This is a genomic window from Streptomyces sp. NPDC029296 (assembly GCF_055569255.1).
Map to the genome: position 1 here is coordinate 1 of NZ_JBVHXT010000081.1, position 20371 is coordinate 20371.

Annotated in this window: 3 protein-coding genes and 2 pseudogenes; all 5 read right to left on the reverse strand. The window is 73.3% G+C overall.

Going from position 1 to position 20371, the window contains the following annotated elements; genetic code table 11:
- Positions 1 to 1805, reverse strand: a 1805-nt coding sequence (locus ACZ4W9_RS39395; RefSeq protein ID WP_467944053.1) for a type I polyketide synthase, incomplete at its 3' end; no start/stop codon positions are given.
- Between the two features lie 60 nt (positions 1806 to 1865).
- Positions 1866 to 6812: a type I polyketide synthase gene (locus ACZ4W9_RS39400; protein ID WP_467944055.1), complete on the reverse strand. Its 4947-nt coding sequence runs from the start codon at positions 6810 to 6812 to the stop codon at positions 1866 to 1868.
- Positions 6813 to 6830: 18 nt separating this feature from the next.
- Positions 6831 to 6947: pseudogene (locus ACZ4W9_RS39405) on the reverse strand (acyl carrier protein); the annotation flags it as partial.
- A gap of 99 nt (positions 6948 to 7046) precedes the next feature.
- A pseudogene (locus ACZ4W9_RS39410) lies at positions 7047 to 11177 on the reverse strand (type I polyketide synthase); the annotation flags it as partial.
- Between the two features lie 103 nt (positions 11178 to 11280).
- Positions 11281 to 20364, reverse strand: coding sequence for an SDR family NAD(P)-dependent oxidoreductase (locus ACZ4W9_RS39415; RefSeq protein ID WP_467944054.1), 9084 nt, complete (start codon positions 20362 to 20364; stop codon positions 11281 to 11283).
- Between the last annotated feature and the right edge of the window lie 7 nt (positions 20365 to 20371).

Here is a 20371-nt window from a genome sequence, read left to right on the forward strand (position 1 = left end):
AGCGCCACCCCACACGCAGCGATCCGCTCCGCGAACACCGGCGACTCATCCAGCAGACCAGCCGCCATCCCCACCCACTGCGACCCCTGCCCCGGGAACACGAACACCGGACGCCCCGCCGGACGCGCCTTGCCCGTCGTCGCCTCACCCGAGGCCAGCGCTTCCAAGCCAGACGTCAACTCCGCCCGGTCGGCGGCCAGTACGACGCCCCGGAACTCCAACGCGGACCGAGCCGCCACCAAGGCCGAGGCAACCCCCCTCAACTCCACCCCAGCCCCAGCCCCCACATACACGGCAAGCTGCCCAGCCCGAGCCTTCAACCCCGCCACCGAACGCCCCGACACCACAAACGGCAACACACCACCAACGGCAGGCACGCCACCAGTGGCAGGCACACCAGCAGGCACCTCAGCAGCGTCAACCGCCGCAGGAGCCTCCTCCACAATCACATGCGCGTTCGTCCCACTGATCCCAAAGGAGGACACCCCCACCCGCCGAGCCCGCCCCACCTCAGGCCACTCCCGCGCCTCCCCCAACAACTCCACAGCCCCCGCGGACCAATCAATCCGCGTCGACCGCTCCCCCACATGCAACGTCTGCGGCAACACCCCCGCCCGAATCGCCTGAACCGCCTTGATCAGCCCGGCAACCCCCGCGGCCGCCCCGGTATGCCCGATGTTCGACTTGACGGACCCGAGCCACAACGGCCGGTCAGCGGGCCGGCTCTGTCCATAGGTCGCCATGAGGGCCTGGGCCTCGATCGGGTCACCGAGCGTCGTCCCGGTGCCGTGCGCCTCAACGGCATCGACGTCGGCGGCCGACAACCCCGCGTCAGCGAGCGCCATCCGGATCACCCGTTGCTGGGAGGGCCCGTTGGGAGCGGTCAGCCCATTGCTGGCGCCGTCCTGGTTGACCGCGGACCCCCGTACGACGGCGAGCACCCGATGCCCGTTCCGCTCGGCGTCGGAGAGCTTTTCGACGAGGAGCAGCCCCACGCCGTCCGCGAGCCCCATGCCGTCGGCGCCTTCGGCGAACGCCTTGCAGCGTCCGTCGGCGGCGAGCCCGTGCTGTGCGCTGAACCCGAGAAGCTGACCGGGTGAGGAAAGGACGGTGACGCCTCCGACGAGGGCGAGCGAGCACTCGCCGCCGCGCAGGGCCTGGACGGCGAGGTGGAGGGCGACGAGGGAGGAGGAACAGGCGGTGTCCAGGGTGACGGCGGGCCCTTCGAGGCCGTACAGGTAGGACAGCCGGCCGGAGACGACGGCGGCGGCGGTGCCGGTGGTGAGGTGTCCGGCGTATTCGTCGGGGACGCGGCCGGACGTCCAGCCGTACTCCAGGTTGTTGGTGCCGATGAAGACGCCGGTGCGGCTGCCGCGCAGGGTGGCCGGAACGATTCCGGCGTGTTCCAAGGCTTCCCAGGAGGTCTCGAGGAGCAGCCGTTGCTGGGGGTCCATGGCGGTGGCTTCGCGCGGGGAGATGCCGAAGAAGTCCGCGTCGAAGCCGGCGACGTCGGAGAGGAATCCGCCGTGGCGGGTGTAGGTGGTGCCGGGGTGGTCGGGGTCGGGGTGGTAGAGGCGGTCGAGGTCCCAGCCCCGGTTGTCGGGGAGGGGGCCGATCGCGTCCTCGCCACGGGTGACGAGGTCCCACAGGTCTTGGGGGGAGGTGATGTCGCCGGGGTAGCGGCAGGCCATGCCGACGACGGCGACGGGCTCGGGGGTCTCGAGTTCCTCGATGCGCCGGCGGGCATCGTGGAGTTCGGCCGTGGCCCACTTCAGGTATTCACGAAGCGTCTCTTCACTGGCCACGGCAGTCCTCCGGTACTGGGGTCGTGGTGTTCGTGGTGCGCGGATGGCGCATGGGGGGGGTCAGCCCGCCGAGGTGTCGCGGCGCAGCTTGTCGATGAAGGCGAGCATCTCGTCGTCGGTGGCGGTCTCGAACTCGTCGGCGAGGGTGCGGGCCCCGGGTTGCCGTGGGCCGTCGTCGGGAGAGGCGGTCCAGGTGGCCAGGAGGGTCTGAAGGCGTTTGGTGATGCCGGCCCGGTCGGTGTCGCCGACGGTGGCGGTGGCGAGGCCGGTGGCGAGGCGGTCGATCTCCGCGTGCAGGGAGGCGGCGTCCGCCATGCCGTCCTCCAGGAGTTCGGCCAGGAGGAGGTCGACGAGGGCGAGGGGGGTGGGGTGGTCGAACAGGAGGGTCGCCGGCAGGGTCAGGCCGGTGCGGCGGCTCAGGCGGTTGCGCAGGTCGACGGCGGTGATCGACTCGAAGCCGAGTTCGCTGAAGGCGCGGTCGGGCCGGATCTCGTCGAGGCTGTCGTGGCCGAGGGCGGCGGCTGTGTGTTCGCGGACCAGTTCGAGGAGGCGGTGTGCGCGGTCGGGGGCGCTGAGGGTGCTCAGTTCGCGGCGCAGTTCGTCGGCGGCGTCGGCCGCGTCGCGGGCTTCCTCGTCGAGTGCGGCGAGGGCGGCGCGGGCTTCGGGGAGGGTGTCGAGCAGCCTGCTGGGGCGGCGGGCGGTGAAAGCGCCGGTGAAGACGGGCCAGTCGACGTCGGCGACGGCGACGCAGGTGTCGTCGTGGTCGAGGGCTGCCCGCAAGGCGTCCAGGGCGTGGTCAGGGTCGATGAGGCTGAGGCCGCCGAGGCCCATGCGGCGTAGGGCGCGGGCCGTGTCGGGGTCGTCGGCGGTGGGGGTCTCGGCGAGCAGGTCCCAGACGGGCCAGGCGACGGAGAGGGCGTGGCGGCCCTGGGCGCGGTGCCGTTCTGCGAGGGCGTCGAGGTGGGCGCAGGCGGCGGCGTAGGCCGCGTGCTCACCGCTGCCCCAGAAGGCGGCGACGGAGGAGAAGTGGATGACGGTCCGCAGTGCGGCGGGGTCGAGGAGTTCGTCGAGGAGGAGGGCGCTGTGAGCGGTGGCGGCGAGGGCCTGGGCGAGGGCGGCGGGGTCGGTCTCGTCGAGGGGGGCAAGGCCGGTGTCGCCGGGTGTGTGCACCAGGTCGGTGATCTTGTGGTCGTCCGTGTGGAGGCGGTCCAGGAGGCGGGTGACGTCCTGCCGGTCGGTCAGGTCGCAGGGGGCGAGGGTGAGGCGGGTACCGGTCTCGTCGAGGGCGGTTTCGGCGGCGGTGGCGGTGTCGGGGTCGATGGGGCCGGCCAGGACGATGTGTCCGGCGCCGCGTGCGGAGAGCCAGTGGGTGAGCCGGACGGTCAGCGGGCTGGTGCCGCCGGTGACGAGGACGGTGCCGGTGGGGCGCCAGTCGCGTACGGGGCCGGTGGTGGGGAGGGGAGCGCGGTCCATGCGGCGGACGTGGGTGCCGATCGGGCGCAGGGCGAGCTGGTCCTCGTGTGCGGCGTTGGTGAGGGCCTGGCGCAGCCGGTCGGCGTCGTCGGGGCCGGGGTGTTCGGGGAGATCCACCAGGCCGCCCCAGCGGTCGGGCAGTTCGAGGGCGGCGACTCGGCCGAGCCCCCAGATCCGGGCCTGTTCGGGGACGTTCGGGGCGGGTTCGGCGACGGCGACGGCACCTCGGGTCAGGCACCACAGGCGGGCCTCGGCGGTGAGGTCGGTGACGGCCTGGGTGAGGAGGAGGGTGCCGGTGAGGCCGGCGGAGATCTGCGGGGTGTGGGGGTGGGGGGTGGGGTCGAGTCCGAGGAAGGAGAGGACTCCGACGCCTCCGGGTTCCTGCGGGAGGGCGTCTTGGAGGCGGTCGGTGAGGTCGGCACGGTCGGTACGGGCGGGGTCGACGGTGACGGTGTCGACCTTCAGGCCCTGGTCGGCCAGGCCGGCGATCAGCCGGGTGGTGTCCTCGTCGGCGGCGAGTGCGGCCGGTACGACGGCGAGCCAGGCGGTCGGGGCACCGGGGTCGGCGGTCAGGTCGGGGGCGGGCTGCCAGCGGGCGCGGTAGCGGCGGCCGTCTGCGGTGCGGCGCTCGCGGGTGTGCCGGCGCCAGGCGCGCAGGGTGGGCTGGACGGTGTGCCAGGGCTGTCCTTCGGGTCCGCCGAGGAGGTCGGCGAGTGCCTGGGGGTCCTGGCCTTCGACGAGTTCCCAGAAGCGGGCCTCGGCCGGGTCGTGGTCGGCGATGGGTGTGCCGTCGGCCGCGTCGAGCCAGTAGCGGCGCCGGGCGAAGGGGTAGGTGGGCAGGTCGACGGTGGTGGGGCGGTGAGCGGCGAGGGCGGTGCTCCAGTCGGGTACGACGCCGAGGGCGGCGGCCTCGCCGACGGACAGCAGGAAGCGGTCGAGGCCACCCGCGCCCCGGCGGAGGCTGCCGAGGACCGCGTTCTCGGCGCCGAGGGACGCGGCGATCTCCTGGACCGGCGTGACGAGGGTGGGGTGCGGGCCGAGGTCGACGAACGTGTCGTGCCCCTGCTCCAGCAGGCCGCGCACGGTCTCTTCGAAGCGGACCGTCTGCCGCAGGTTCGTGTACCAGTACTCGGCGTCCAGCCCGGCGGTGTCCAGCGGACCGGCCGTGACGGTGGAGTGGAACGGCACGTGTCCGGTCGCGGGCCGGAGGTCCGCGAGGTCGGCGAGGAGGCGGTCGCGGATCTCCTCGACGTGTGCGGAGTGCGAGGCATAGTCGACCGGGAGGATGCGGGAGCGTTCGGCGCCGGCCGCCAGGGCCCGTACGGCGTCGGGGTCGCCGGAGACGACGACCTGGCCGGGGCCGTTGGCCGCCGCGAGGGAGAGCCGGCCGTCGGACGCGGCGACGTGCTCGGCGGCCTCGGTGTGGGACAGCGCGACGGACGCCATGAGGCCCCGGTCGGAGAGGGCGAGGAGTGCCTTGCTGCGCAGGGCGGCGATCCTGGCGCCGTCGTCGAGGGTGAGCGCGCCCGCGACGACCGCTGCGGCGATCTCGCCCTGCGAGTGGCCGACCACGGCGGCGGGCCGGATGCCGTGGGCGCTCCAGAGTGCGGCGAGGGAGACCATCACCGCCCACAGGGCGGGCTGCACCACGTCCACGCGGTTCAGGGCGGCCTCGTCGGCGTCGCGCAGGACGGCGGTCAGGGACCAGTCGACGTAGGGGGCGAGGGCTGTCTCGCAGCGGGCGATGTGCTCGGCGAACAGGGAGGATTCCGCGAGGAGTTCGGCGGCCATGCCGGGCCACTGGGAGCCCTGGCCGGGGAAGACGAACACGACGCGGTCACGGGTGGGCCCGGTGCCTTCGGCGACGTGGGGGCGTGCCACGCCGTCGGCGAGTCCGTCCAGTGCGTGCAGGAGGGTGTCGCGCTCGCGGGCGATCACCACCGCGCGGTGGGACAGGACGGCGCGGGTGGTGGCGAGGGAGTGCGCGACGTCGGCGGGGGCGAGGCCGGGGTGGTCCAGCAGATGGCCGCGCAGGCGGGCTGCGACGGCCCGCAGGGTGGGTGCGCTGTCGGCGGAGAGGAGGTAGGGCAGCGGGGTGTCGGGGTGCGGTCGCTCCTCGGGAGCCTCTTCGGCGGCGGGGGGCGCCTGTTCGAGGATCACGTGGGCGTTGGTGCCGCTGATGCCGAAGGAGGACACCCCGGCGCGGCGGGGCCTGCCGGTGTCCGGCCAGGGTGCCGCTTCCGTGAGGAGTTCCACGGCGCCGGCCGACCAGTCGATGTGCGGTGAGGGGCTGTCGACGTGGAGGGTCTTCGGGAGGGTGCCGTGGCGCAGGGCCATGACCGTCTTCACGATGCCCGCGAGCCCTGCGGCGGCTGCCGCGTGGCCGATGTTGGACTTCACCGAGCCGAGCCGCAGGGGGCGTTCGGCGGGCCGGTCCTGTCCGTAGGCGGCGATCAGGGCGTGGGCCTCGATCGGGTCGCCGAGGGTGGTGCCGGTGCCGTGCGCCTCGACGGCGTCGACCTGGTCCGGTGTCAGTCCCGCGTCGGCGAGGGCGAGTCGGATGACCCGCTGCTGGGCGAGGCCGTTCGGCGCGCTGAGCCCGTTGCTGGCGCCGTCCTGGTTGACGGCGGAGCCACGGACCACCGCGAGGACCGGGTGCCCCTCGCGCCGGGCGTCGGAGAGCCGTTCGAGGACGAGGACGGCGGCGCCCTCGGACCAGCCGGTGCCGTCGGCGCCCGCGGCGAACGCCTTGCAGCGGCCGTCGGGGGCGAGCCCGCGCTGCCGGCTGAACTCGACGAAGCCCGTGGGGACGGCCATGACGGCGACGCCCGCCGCGAGGGCCGTGGAGCACTCGCCCCGGCGCAGGGCCTGCACGGCGAGGTGCAGGGCGACCAGGGACGACGAGCACGCGGTGTCCACCGTCACCGCGGGGCCTTCCAGGCCGTAGGTGTAGGCGAGGCGCCCGGACAGGACGCTGCCCGCGCTGCCGGTGAGCGCGTAGCCCTCCGCGCTCTGGCCTGCGTGCGCTCCGGTCGCGTAACCGGAGGGTGAGCCGCCGACGAAGACGCCGGTCGCGGTTCTGGCGAGGGTCGCCGGGTCGAGTCCGGCGCGTTCGAAGGCTTCCCAGGAGGTTTCGAGGAGCAGCCGTTGCTGGGGGTCCATGGCGGTGGCTTCGCGCGGGGAGATCCCGAAGAAGCCCGCGTCGAAGTCGGCGGCGCCGGTGAGGAATCCGCCGTGGCGGGTGTAGGTGGTGCCGGGGTGGTCGGGGTCGGGGTGGTAGAGGCGGTCGAGGTCCCAGCCCCGGTCGGCCGGGAAGAGGCCGATGGCGTCGCCGCCGTCGGCGACCAACCGCCACAGGTCCTCGGGGGAGTCGGCACCGCCGGGGTAGCGGCAGGCCATGCCGACGATCGCGATGGGCTCGTCGGAGGCGGCGAGGGCGACGGCCGCGCCCTGCCGGCGGTCGGCCGGTCCGTCCTGCGCGAGTTCCTCGCACAGGTACGCGGCCAGCGCGGCACAGGTCGGGTGGTCGAACACGGTGGTGACGGCGAGCTGGAGCCCGGTCAGCGCACCGAGCCGGTCACGCAGTTCGACGGCGGTCAGGGAGTCGAAGCCGAGGTCGCGGAAGGCCCGGTCGGCGTCGACCGTCTGCGCCGAGCCGTGCCCGAGCACCTGCGCGACCTGCGTACGGACGGCGTGCAGGGCGAGCGCGGGCCGGTCTGCGGCAGGGGCCTCGGCGAGGCGGCGGGCGAGGGCGGCGTCCTTCGGCGCGGCGGTCGCGGGCGCGGATGCGGCGGGCGTGTGGAGCGCGCTCAGGAGCGGGCTGGGCCGCAGTGCGGTGAACGCGGTGGTGAACCGTTCCCAGTCCACGTCGGCCACGGCGACCGTCGCCTCGGGGCGCCCCACGGCCTGGGCGAGCGCGGCCAGTCCCGCGTCCGTGGTCAGCGGGCGCAGTCCACGGCGGGCCAGCCGTCGCGCGTCGTCTTCCGTGCCGACCATGCCTTCCTCGGCCCACGGGCCCCAGGCGATGGAGGTGGCGGCCAGCCCGCGCGCCCTGCGCTGCTCGGCGATCGCGTCCAGCGCGGCGTTGGCGGCGGCGTAGGCGCCTTGGACGCCGCCGCCCCACACTCCGGCGACCGAGGAGAACAGCACGAACGCATCGAGCGGGCGGTCGCCGAACGCGGTGTCGAGGTGCGCGGCGCCCACCGCCTTGCCGGCGATGACGTCCGCGCACAGGAGCGGGTCGGTGTCGAGGACGGGGCAGTCCTGGGCGAGCCCTGCGGTGTGCACGACGGCCCGGATCGGCTCACCGTCGGCCTCCATCCCCGCGACGAGCCGGGCGAGGGCGTCGCCGTCGGCGAGGTCGCAGGAGGCGACGGTCGCGCGGGCACCGAGTTCCGCGAGGTCCGCCACCAGCTGGTCGACACCGGGCGTCTCGGCGCCACGCCTGCTGACCAGCACCAGTTCCTCGGCACCGCGCTCGGCCGCCCACCGTGCCACCCGGGCGCCGAGACCGGTCGTGCCGCCGGTGACGAGGATGCGCCCGGCAGGCTGCCAGTCGGTGGCCGCGCCGTCGGCGTGCGCGGCGCCCAGCCGCCGTACCCGGATGCCGGAGGCGCGGACGGCGACCTGGTCCTCGGCACCGTCCGCGATCATCGCCACGGCCCGGGACCAGGCCGACGCATCGGGCACGTCGGGCAGGTCGACCAGCCCGCCCCACAGCGCGGGATGCTCCAGGGCGACGGTACGGCCGAGACCCCAGACCTGGGCCTGTCCGACGTGGCGCACGGCGTCGGAGGCACCGGTGGTCACCGCGCCCTGCGTCAGGGTCCACAGCCGGGTGTCCATGCCGAGGTCGCACAGGGCCTGGACGAGGGCGAGCGTGCCGGCCAGCCCCGAGGGCACGGGGCCGGCGTCGGTCGAGTGGTTCGAGTTCGGGCCCAGCAGTGACACGACACCCGCGACGCCGGTGTGCTCGCCCAGGAGTGCGGTGAGCGCCTCGCGGTTCAGCGCGTCGGGCTCGACGGTCAGGTGCGTCACGCGTGCACCGTGCTCCTCCAGCGCCTCGGCGCACCCTGCGGTGAAACCGTCGCCGGCGCCGGACACCAGCAACCAGTCGCCGGAGAGCCTGGCCGTCGGGAGTTCGGCGACCGTCTGCCAGCGGATCGTGTAACGGCCGGTGGGCGTGGCGGGCTGTTCGCTCGTGAGCCAGTAGTGCTGCCGCTGGAAGGCGAACGTCGGCAGCTCAACCCGCCGGCCGCCGCGTGCGGCGAGGTTCCCGGCCCAGTCGACGCGGATACCTTCGGTGTGCAGGGCGGCCAGTGCCCCGGTCACGCTGCTCGCCTCGGGGTGGTCGCGCCGCAGCAGCGGCACGGTGGTGGGCGCCTGTTGCCCGGGGTTCGGGACGATGGCCTCCCGGACCATGGCACAGGCGACGCCGTCGGGTCCCAACTCCGCGAAGGCGGTGGTGCCTTGGGACAGCAGGGCGGTGACCCCGTCACCGAAGCGGACGGTTTCACGGACCTGACGCACCCAATACCCCGGATCCGTCAACTCCCCCACCGACGCCACCCGACCGGACACATTCGACACCACCGCCACCCGCGGCTCCGCATACGACACACGCTCCAAAACCGCACGGAACTCCGCCAGCATCGGCTCCATCCGCACCGAATGAAACGCATGACCAACCGCCAGCCGCCTCGTCCTACGCCCCCGCCCCTCCAACACACCCGCAGCCGCAAGGACAGCACTCTCGTCCCCGGAAATCACCACCGACGACACCCCGTTCACCGCCGCGATCTCCGCACCCCCCAGCACCTCCAGAACCTCCGCCTCCGTCGCCCGCACCGCCACCATCACCCCACCAGCCGGCAACCCCTGCATCAACCTCCCCCGCGCCGCCACCACAACAGCCGCATCCGCAAGCGACCACACACCCGCCACATGAGCCGCCGCCAACTCCCCGACCGAATGACCCAGAAGAAAATCGGGACGCACCCCGAACGACTCCACCAGCCGGAACAACGCCACCTCCACCGCGAACAACCCGGCCTGCGTGAACACCGTCTCCCCCAGCAACTCCCCCTCCCCCCACACCACATCACGCACCCCATGCCCCACATGACCCGCCAACTCCCGGTCCAACTCCTCAACCACCGCATCGAACGCCTCCGCGAACACCGGAAACGCCCCATACAACCCACGCCCCATCCCCACCCGCTGACTCCCCTGCCCACTGAACAACAGGGCCACCCGGGCGTCGGTGCGCACAGTGCCCACCCGCACATTGGCGCCGGGCTCGCCGACCGCCAACGAGGTCAGTCCTTCGACCAGTTCGGCCCGGTCGGTGCCGAGAACAGCCGCACGGACGTCCAGGGCGGAGCGGGTCGCGGACAGGGAGTGGGCGAGGTCCAGCGGGGTGGGTTCCGGGTGTGCCTCGATGTGGTCGAGGAGTCGGCGGGCCTGGGCGCGCAGTCCCGGCTCCGAGCGGGCGGAGACGAGCCAGGGCAGGGGGCCGCTGTCGTCGGGCACGGGCTCGGCGTCGGCCGGCTCGGCCGGTGCGGGAGCCTGTTCGAGGACGATGTGCGCGTTGGTGCCGCTGATCCCGAACGAGGAGACCGCAGCCCGGCGCGGGTGTCCGGTCTCCGGCCAGGGGCGCGCCTCGGTCAGCAGCTCGACCGCACCCGCCGACCAGTCGACGTGCGGGGTCGGCGCGTCCACGTGGAGTGTTTTCGGCAGCTTGCCGTGGTGCATCGCCAGCACTGTCTTGATCACTCCGGCGACGCCCGAGGCGGCGGCGGAGTGACCCAGGTTGGATTTGAGGGCGCCGAGCCACAGCGGCCGGTCCCGGTCCTGGCCGTAGGTGGCGATCAGGGCTTGGGCCTCGATGGGGTCGCCGAGTCTGGTGCCGGTGCCATGGGCCTCGACGTGGTCGATCTGGTCGGGGGTAAGGCGGGCGTTCTCCAGGGCCTGCCGGATGACGCGCTGCTGTGACGGTCCGCTGGGTGCGGTGAGGCCGCTGCTGGTGCCGTCCTGGTTGACGGCGCTGCCGCGCAGCACGGCGAGCACCTGGTGGCCGTTGCGACGGGCGTCGGCGAGCCGTTCGACGAGGAGGACGCCGACGCCTTCGGACCAGCCGGTGCCGTCGGCGGCCGCGGCGAACGCCTTGCAGCGGCCGTCGGGGGCGAGGCCTCGCTGCCGGCTGAACTCGACGAAGAGCGCGGGGTCGGACATCACGGTGACGCCGCCGACCAGCGCGAAGGAGCACTCGTTCTGCCGCAGGGCCTGTGCGGCCAGGTGGAGGGAGACGAGGGAGGACGAGCAGGCGGTGTCGACGGTGACGGCGGGGCCCTCGAAGCCGTAGGTGTAGGAGAGCCGGCCGGACAGGACGCTGGTGATGTTCCCGGTCATCGAGTAGCCCTCGATGGAGCGCGGGGTGTGGCGCGGGTTCTCGATGTAGCGGTTGGCGCCCGCGCCGACGAAGACGCCGGTGCGGCTGCCCTTGAGGGCGGCCGGGTCGATGCCGGCCCGCTCGAACGCCTCCCACGACGTCTCCAGGAGCAACCGCTGCTGGGGGTCCATCGCGAGGGCTTCGCGGGGCGAGATCCCGAAGAACTCGGCGTCGAACTCGCCCGCGTCGTGGACGAAGCCGCCTTGGCGTACGTAGCTCTTGCCGGGGGCGTCGGGGTCGGGGTCGTAGAGGTGCTCGGTGTCCCAGCCCCGGTCGGTGGGGAAGTCGGAGACGACGTCGGCCCCGGACTCCACCAGCCGCCACAGGTCCTCGGGCGAGCGGACGCCGCCCGGGAAGCGGCAGGACATGGCGACGATCGCGATGGGCGCCCGTCCGTGCGCCTCCGTGGCGGCCAGGCGGCGCCTGGTCTGCTGGAGTTCCTCGGTCACCCGCTTGAGGTAGCCCCGCAGTTTGTGTTCCGTGCCGGTGTCGTTCATCGTCCACGCTTTCCAGAGAACGGCGTTGTCCGGGTCGGTCGGCTGGCAGAGGTCATCAGTCCAGCCCCAGTTCCCTGTCGATCAGGCTGAACATCTCGTCGTCGGTGACGGCGTTGAAGCCGCCGGGCCGGTCGTCTTCGGTGCCGGGTGCCGGGTCGGGGGTGTCCTCGAACCTCCACAGCAGCGCCTGGAGGCGGCGCAGTACGGCGTCGCGGTCGTCGCCCGGGGCGGGAAGCGCGTCGGTGAGTGCCGCTTCCAGTCGGTCGATCTCGCCGAGCAGGGGTGCCGTCGGGTCCGCCGCGGTGGCCGGGGCGAGTTCCTGTCCGAGGTGGCGGGCGAGAGCGAGGGGGGTGGGGTGGTCGAAGGTGACCGTGGCCGGCAGGTGCAGGCCGGTCGCGGTGGAGAGCCGGTTGCGGAGTTCGACGGCGGTGAGCGAGTCGAAGCCTGCTTCGAGGAAGCCTCGGTCGGAGGAGACGGCCTCGATCGAGGCGTGTCCGAGGACGGCGGCGCAGTGGCCGCGCACGAGGTCGAGGAGGAGGCGTTCGCGTTCCGTCTCGGTCTGTCCGGCGAGTCGCTGGGCGAGGTTCGTCGCGGACTGTGCCGTGGCTCCGGTGGCCTGGCGTCGGGGCATGCGCACCAGGCCGTGCAGCGGTGCGGGCAGGTTCCCGGCCGCGGCCGCCTTCCGCAGGGAGGCCGCGTCCAGTCGTACGGCGGCGGGGTTGGCGTCGGGGAGGGTCAGTGCCGTGTCGAAGAGGTGGAGTGCGTCGGCCGCTGTCATCGGGGCGATTCCCGAGCGGCGCATGCGGGCCATGTCCTGCCGGCCGAGTTGTCCGGTGATGCCGCTGGTGTCCGCCCACAGGCCCCAGGAGATGGAGGTGGCAGGGAGCCCGGTGGACTGCCGGTGTGCGGCGAGGGCGTCCAGGAAGGCGTTGGCGGCGGCGTAGTTGGCCTGTCCGGGGCTGCCCAGCATCCCGGCGGCGGAGGAGAAGAGGACGAAGGCGGCGAGGTCGTGGCCCGCGGTGAGTTCGTGGAGGTTGACGGCGCCGTCGACCTTGGCCCGCAGGACGCGTTCGAGGCGCTCGGGGGTGAGTGAGTCGACGAGTCCGTCGTCCAGTACGCCCGCCGCGTGGACGATCCCGGTCAGGGGAGCGGGTGTGCGGGCGAGAACGGCGGCGAGTGCCTCGCGGTCGGCCGCGTCGCACGCCTCGACGCTCACGTGGGCGCCGAGCTCCGTGAGGTCGGCGGTGAGGCCGGCCGCGCCGGGGGCGTCGGGGCCGCCTCGGCTGAGGAGCACCAGGTTGCGGATGCCGTGGCGGGTGACGAGGTGCCGGGCCAGGAGGCCGCCCAGGGTGCCGGTGCCGCCGGTGATCAGGACGGTGCCGTCCGGGTCCAGGGGCCTGGGGATGCGCAGGACCAGTTTGCCGGTGTGCTTGGCCTGGGACATGAGCCGGAAGGCGTCCGCTGCGCGCCGCATGTCGTAGGCCCGTACCGGGGCCGTGTGCAGCGCCCCGGTCGCGAACAGGTGGGTCACGTCGTCGAGGAGGGCGTTGATGTGGCCGGGGGCGAGGGTCATCAGGTCGTAGGGGAGGTAGCGGGTGCCGGGGTGGGTGGTGTGGACGGTGTTCGGGTCGCGGAGGTCGGTCTTGCCCATCTCCAGGAAGCGGCCGCCGTCGGCGAGGAGGCGCAGTGAGGCGTCGATGAACTCGCCCGCGAGGGAGTTGAGGACCACGTCGACGCCATCGGCGAACTTCTGCTCGAAGTCGAGGGTCCGGGAGCTCGCGATGTGGGCGTCGTCCAGGCCCATCGCCCGCAGTGTGTCCCACTTGCCCTCGCCGGCGGTCGCGAAGACCTCGGCGCCGAGGTGACAGGCGATCTGGATGGCCGCCATGCCGACTCCGCCCGCACCGGCGTGGATCAGGATCCGCTCGCCGGGCTGGAGTCCACCGAGTTCCACGAGCCCGTACCAGGCCGTCAGGAACACGACCGGTACCGAGGCGCCCTGCTCGAACGACCACTCTTCGGGCATCCGGGCGACCATCCGCCGATCGGCGACGGCCTGCGGCCCGAAGGACGGGAACAGCCCGAACACGGTGTCCCCGGCGCTGAGTTGCTCGACGGCCGAGCCGACTTCGGTGACCACGCCGGCGCCTTCGCCGCCCATGGACGCGGCGCCCGGGTAGACGCCGAGGGCGATCAGCACGTCGCGGAAGTTGAGTCCCGCGGCGCGGACGGTGATGCGGATGTCGTGTGCGCCGAGGGGCTGGGGTGCGGTGTCGTCGGCGGGCTGGAGGGCCAGTCCCTCGAGGGTGCCGTCGCCCGTGGTGCCCAGGGTCCAGTCGCCGGGCGGCGGGATCAGGGCGGTGTGTTCGCTGTGGCGGGCGAGGCGGGGTGCCAGGGCCTGTCCGGCACGGAGCACGAGTTGCGGTGCGCCGCTGCGAACGGCGGCGTCGAGGAGCGCGGTGGAGTCGGGGCTGTCGTCCGTGTCGACGAGGGTGAGCCGGCCGGGGTGCTCGGTCTGGGCCGAGCGCACGAGCCCCCATACGGCGGCGTTGACGAGGTCGGGGACGGTGTCGTCGGGGGACGCGGCGACCGCGCCGTGCGTCACCACCACCAGCGGGCCTTGTGCGTCGTCGGCGGCGAGCCGTTCCTGAACCTGCCGCAGGACCTCGGTGGTCGCCTGCGAGACGGCGTCCGCCAGACCGCCGCCGGTGGTCTGGCGGGCGATGTCGAGCTGGTCCGTGTCCGTGAGGCTTTCGGTGAGGTCGGCCGGAATCCAGTGCATGAGGTGGAGGGCGCCGGTCGTGCCCTCGGCGGCCACGCCGAGCCGGTCGGGGGCGACGCCGCGTACCGCCAGCTCCCGCACGTCGAGGACGGGCTGTCCGGTGCCGTCGACGGCTTGGAGGGTGAGCCGGTCGGGGCCGCTGGTGGACAGCCGTACGCGCAGGGCGGAGGCGCCGGTGGCCAGGAGGGTGATGCCGGTCCAGGAGAAGGGGAGGCGTACCAGGCCGTCGTCGGTTTCGGGGGCGGTGAGCCGTGCCGCGTGCAGGCAGGCGTCGAGGAGCGCCGGGTGCAGGCCGAACCGGCTCGCGGAGTCGGCCGTGCTGTCGGGGAGTGCCACGTCGGCGTAGATGGCGTCACCGGCGCGCCATGCGGTGCGCAGGCCCCGGAAGGCCGGGCCGTAGCCGTAGCCGTTGTCGGTGAGCCCGTCGTAGAAGCCGTCCAGGTCCAGGGGCCGGGCGCCGGGCGGGGGCCAGGCGGCCAGGCCGAAGTCGAAGGAGGCGGCGTGGTCGTCGGCCGGGGCGAGGGTGCCGGTGGCGTGGCGGGTCCAGGCCGTCGCCGACTGCTCGGGGTCGGTGTCGGTGGTGTCCTGCGGGCGGGAGTAGACCTCCAGGGTCCGCAGTCCGTCGCCCTGGTCCCCGCCGATGGCGATCTGGAGTTGCGCGGCGCCGCGTTCGGGCAGGACGAGCGGGTTCTCCAGGGTCAGGTCGGCGACGCGGGAGCAGCCGGTGATGTGGGCGGCGTGCAGGGCGAGTTCGGCGAGCGCGGAGCCAGGGAGCAGAACACATCCGGCGACCGCGTGGTCCGCGAGCCAGGGGTGGGTGCGGATGGAGAGCCGTCCGGTGAGGACCATGTGGTCGGTTCCGGCGAGCGGGACGGCCGCGCCGACCAGCGGGTGGCGGCCTGCGGCGAATCCGAGGCCCGTGGGGTCGGCGGCCGGCCCCGAGGCGTTGCTCAGCCAGTAGCGTCGCCGTTCGAACGCGTACGTGGGCAGGTCGGTGGTCCCGGCCCCCTCGAACAGGGTCTCCCAGCGGACGGGCACCCCCGCGACGTGGGCGACGGCCAGGGCGTCGAGGGTGGACTGCGTCTCGGGCCGGTCGCGGCGCAGCAGGGGGGCGGCGGTGAGGTCGGCGGCGCCGGGGAGGGTGTCGCGGACCATCGCGGTCAGGACGCCTTCGGGGCCGAGTTCGAGGTAGGCGGTGATGCCGTCGGCGTCCAGGGCCGTCACTCCGTCGGCGAACCGGACGGCCTCGCGCACCTGTCGTACCCAGTATTCGGGGGTGCGCAGTTCGTCGGGATGGGCCGGGGCTCCGGTGAGGTTGGAGACCAGCGGGAGGGTGGGTTCGCCGTAGGAGACGGTGATCAGGATGCGGCGGAACTCGTCCAGCATCGGTTCCATGCGGGCCGAGTGGAACGCGTGGCTGACGCGCAGGCGGCGGGTCTTGTGTCCGGCGTCCGCGAAGCGCGCCGCCACCTTCAGTACCGGGTCCTCGTCGCCGGACAGGACGACCGAGGTGGGTCCGTTGACGGCGGCGACGCAGACGGCGTCTGCGCCGGGGACGTCGTCCCGGGCGGCGGCCAGGCCGTCGAGGGCGTCCTGTTCGGAGACCGAGACGGCCACCATCGCTCCGCCCTTGGGCAGCGCGTGCATGAGCCGGCCGCGCGCGGCGACCACGACGGCCGCGTCCTGGAGGGACCACAGGCCCGCCACGTGGGCGGCGGCGAGTTCGCCGATCGAGTGCCCCAGCAGGTGGTCGGGCCGTATTCCGAAGGATTCGACCAGGCGGTAGAGGGCGACTTCGAGGGCGAAGAGGGCGGCCTGGGTGAAGACCGTCTCGTCCAGCAGGCCGTCGGTGCCGTCGGCTCCGAGGACGACGTCACGCAGCGACTGGTCCGTGTGCCCGGCCAGTTGCCGGTCGAGCTCGAAGACCGCCTCGTCGAACGCCTCCGCGAAGACCGGGAACGCATCGTACAACTCACGCCCCATGCCCACGTGTTGGCTGCCCTGGCCACTGAACAGGAACGCGACGCGGACGCCGGGCCGCACCGTTCCGGCCACCACGCCGGGCGCGGATCCGCCCTCGGCCAGCGCGTCGAGCCCGGCGAGCAATTCGTCCCGGTCGCCGCCGGTCACGACGGCCCGCTCCTCGAACAGGGTGCGGGTGGCCACGAGGGCGTGCCCGATGTCCGCGGTTCCGGCGCCGCCGTCCGCCCGCGCGAACTCGGCGAGTCGTCGCGCCTGATCGGCGAGGGCCTGCGGGGTACGGGCGGACAGCAGCCAGGGCAGGACACGTTCGTCGTGCACGGGCTCGGCGGAGGCGGGGCCTTGCTCCAGGACCACGTGTGCGTTGGTGCCGCTCGCCCCGAAGGACGACACGCCCGCACGACGGGGACGCCCGGTCTCGGGCCACTCCCGCGCCTCGGTGAGCAGCTCCACCGCCCCGGCGGACCAGTCCACATGCGGCGACGGCTCGGTGACGTGCAACGTCCGCGGCAGCACGCCCGCCTGCATCGCCATCACCATCTTGATCACACCCGCCACCCCGGCAGCGGCCTGCGCGTGACCGATGTTCGACTTCAACGAACCCAGGAACAACGGCTGCTCCCGCGACGGACGATCCTGCCCGTAGGTCGCGATGACCGCCTGAGCCTCGATCGGGTCACCGAGCGTCGTGCCCGTACCGTGCCCCTCGACGGCGTCCACATCAGCGGTTCCCAGACCGGCACTCGCCAACGCCTGCCGGATCACCCGCTGCTGGGACGGCCCGTTGGGAGCGGTCAGCCCGTTGCTGGCGCCGTCCTGGTTGACCGCGCTGCCGCGCACCACCGCCAGAACCCTGTGCCCATTGCGCACCGCGTCCGACAGTCGTTCCACCAAGAGCACCCCGACGCCCTCGGCCCAGCCCGTACCGTCCGCCGCAGCCGAGAACGCCTTGCACCGACCGTCGGCCGACATCCCGCGCTGGCGGCTGAACTCGACGAAGAGGCCGGGGTGCGACATGACGGTGACGCCTCCGACGAGGGCCATGCCGCACTCGCCGTTCCGCAGCGCCTGGGACGCCAGGTGCAGGGCGACCAGCGACGAGGAGCACGCCGTGTCCACCGTCACCGCGGGGCCTTCGAAGCCGAAGGTGTACGCGACCCGGCCGGACACGACACTCCCCGACGAACCGGTGCCGATGTAGCCCTCGGCTTCCTCGGGCACCTCGGTGACGCGGGCGGCGTAGTCGTGGTACATGACACCGGCGAAGACACCCGTCTGGCTGCCGCGCAGCCCGGCCGGATCGATCCCGGCCCGTTCGAACGCCTCCCACGACGTCTCCAGGAGCAACCGCTGCTGGGGATCCATGGCAAGGGCCTCGCGGGGGGAGATCTCGAAGAACCCGGCGTCGAAGTCGCCCGCGTCGTAGAGGAATCCGCCCTCACACGCGTAGCTCTTCCCGGGAACCGAAGGGTCGGGGTCGTAGAGGTCCTCCAGATCCCAGCCCCGGTTCTCGGGGAAGCCGGCGACGGCGTCCCGGCCCTCCGCGACCAGGTCCCACAGGGCCTCGGGGGACTCGACCCCGCCGGGGAAGCGGCACGCCATCCCGACGATCACCACGGGGTCGTCGTCCGTCGCGTCGCCGACCGGCTTGGGTCCGGCCGTGTCCATCTCGGAGCCGACCAGTTCACCGCGCAGGTGGCGGGCGATGGCCGAGGGCGTGGGGTGGTCGAACACGAGCGTCGCCGGCAGGCGCAGGCCCGTCGCCGTGTTGAGGCGGTTACGCAGGTCCACCGCGAGCATCGAGTCGAACCCGAGTTCCTTGAAGGGCCGTCCGGCGTTCACGGCCGCGCCGGACTCGTGCCCCAGGACGGCTGCGACGACCTCGCACACCAACTGAATCAGCTCACGCTCCTGTTCGGCGGCGGGCAGTCCCGCGAGACGCCGGGCGAACCCGGAGGTCGTCGGCTCACCGTCGGGAGTGCCGACACGCCGTTTGGCGGCGCGGACGAGGCCGCTCAGCAGCGGGGGAAGCAGTCCGGCGTCGGACTGGGCGCGCAAGGCGGCGAAGTCGAGGCGGATCGGCACGGTCAGCGCGGGGGCCGTGGCGGACAGGGCCGCGTCGAACAGCGCGAGCCCTTGCCGGTCGGTGAGCGGCAGGATGCCCCGGCGTGCCAGGCGGACGGTGTCGCTGCCGTCCAGGTGACCGGTCATGCCGCTGGCCGTCTCCCAGAAACCCCAGGCCATGGAGGTGGCGGGGAGCCCTTCGGCACGGCGGGCGTGAGCGAGCGCGTCCAGGTAGGTGTTGGCCGCAGCGTAGTTCGCCTGACCCGGACCGCCCAGGATGCCCGAGACGGAGGAGAAGAGGACGAAGGCGGAGAGGTCCAGGTCGCGGGTCAGCTCGTCCAGGTTGACGGCACTGTCGACCTTCGCACGCAGCACCGTGTGCAACCGCTCCTCAGACATGCCGGCCACGACACCGTCGTCCAGCACACCGGCAGCGTGCACCACGCCCGCCAAACGACCCGGCACACGCTCCAGAACACCCGCCAAAGCATCCCGGTCGGCAGCGTCACAAGCCTCCACCACCACCGACACGCCCAGCGCGGCAAGCTCCCCCACCAGCTCGCTCACACCCGGCGCGTCCATACCCCGACGCCCGAGCAGCACCAGCTCACGGACACCGTGGCGCACCGCCAGATGCCGGGCCACCAGACCACCCAGCGTGCCGGTGCCACCGGTGATCAGAACAGCACCCTCACCCCACGACACCTCGCCGTCCGCCACCACGTGCCGCACCAGACGCGGCACACTCAACACGCCGTCCCGCACCGCCACTTCACGCTCACCGACCGCCAACGCGGCCCGCACATCCGCCAGCCAGTCGCCCCCATCCGTCTCGACGAGGACGAACCGGCCCGGATTCTCCGTCTCCGCCGACCGCACCAGACCCGACACCACACCCCCGGGACCCCGCGTCACCACCACCAACCGCGACGACTCGAACCGCGCATCGGCCAACCAGGCCCGCAGAACGGTCAGCAGTCGGCCCGCGACGGCGTGTGCGTCGGATTCGTCGGCGCACGGCACGACAACGGCTGCCGGGACGGGGGTGCCGGTGTCGAGCGCATACGTCAGCGCGGTGAGGTCGGGGTGATAGGCGGTCTCCGGGAGCAGCGGGCCGAACACGCCCGCACCGAGAACGGCGAGGTCGGCCAGGTCGAGAGCGAGCTCCGTGGCTGTCACCGGTACCCAGTCGAGGGTGTAGAGCGGATCCCTGGCGGCGACAGTCTCGCGCAGGCGTGCGGGGTCGATCGGACGCAGGGTCAGGGCGGAGATCCGGGCGAAGGGCCGGCCGTCGGTGTCCGCGAGGGCCAGTGCGACCGTGTCGGTGTCGAGCCGTGAGATCCGGAGACGGGCCGTGGTCGCGCCGGTCCCGGAGAGGACGACGCCGTTCCACGCGAACGGCAGCCGCAGTCGGCCGTCGTCGGCGCCGGGAGTGTTTGCCGTGACGATGGCGTGCAGGGCGGCGTCGAGGAGGGCCGGGTGCAGGCCGAACCGGGAGGCGTCCGTGTCGTACCCGGTGGGCAGGGCCACTTCGGCGTAGGTGTCGTCACCGTGCCGCCAGACCGAGGTGAGCCCTTGGAAGGCGGGACCGTACTGGTATCCGCGCGCCGCGAGGTCGCCGTAGAACCCGTCCAGGTCGACCGGCTCGGCACCGGCCGGCGGCCAGGCGCTCGCGCCGAAGCCCTCCTCGGACGCGGCGGACGTCTCATCGGAGAGCCTGCCGACAGCGTGGCAGCTCCACTCCCCGCCGAGCTCCTCGTCGCCGGCCCGCGAGTGGACGGAGACCGTACGGCCGCCCGTCCCGTCCGCGGCGGAGACGACCACCTGGACCGCCACTGCTCCCTGTTCCGGGATGACCAGCGGTTCTTCCAGGGTCAGTTCGTCCAGCCGACCGCAGCCGACGGCGTCTGCGGCCCGCAGTGCCAGTTCCACGAACGCCGCTCCGGGCAGCAGCACCCTCCCGGCGACCGCGTGGTCAGCGAGCCAGGGGTGCGCCGACAGCGACACCCGGCCGGTCAGCACCACTCCGCCGTCCACACCCTGCAGGCAGGCCCCGACCAACGGGTGCTCCGCGTCCCGAAGCCCGACCGCACCGAGGTCGCCGCGTGCGCCGGGGGGCGCCTGGAGCCAGTAGCGGCGGCGTTGGAAGGGGTAGGTGGGCAGGTCGGGTCCGGTGGTGCGGGCCGTGCCGACGAGGGGTGTCCAGTCGACCGGGAGACCATGGACGTACGCCTCGCCGAGGGCGGTGGTGAAGCGGCGCAGACCGCCCTCGTCACGCCGCAGGGTGCCCAGGACGACCGCCGCGTCCTCCACCGTGCCC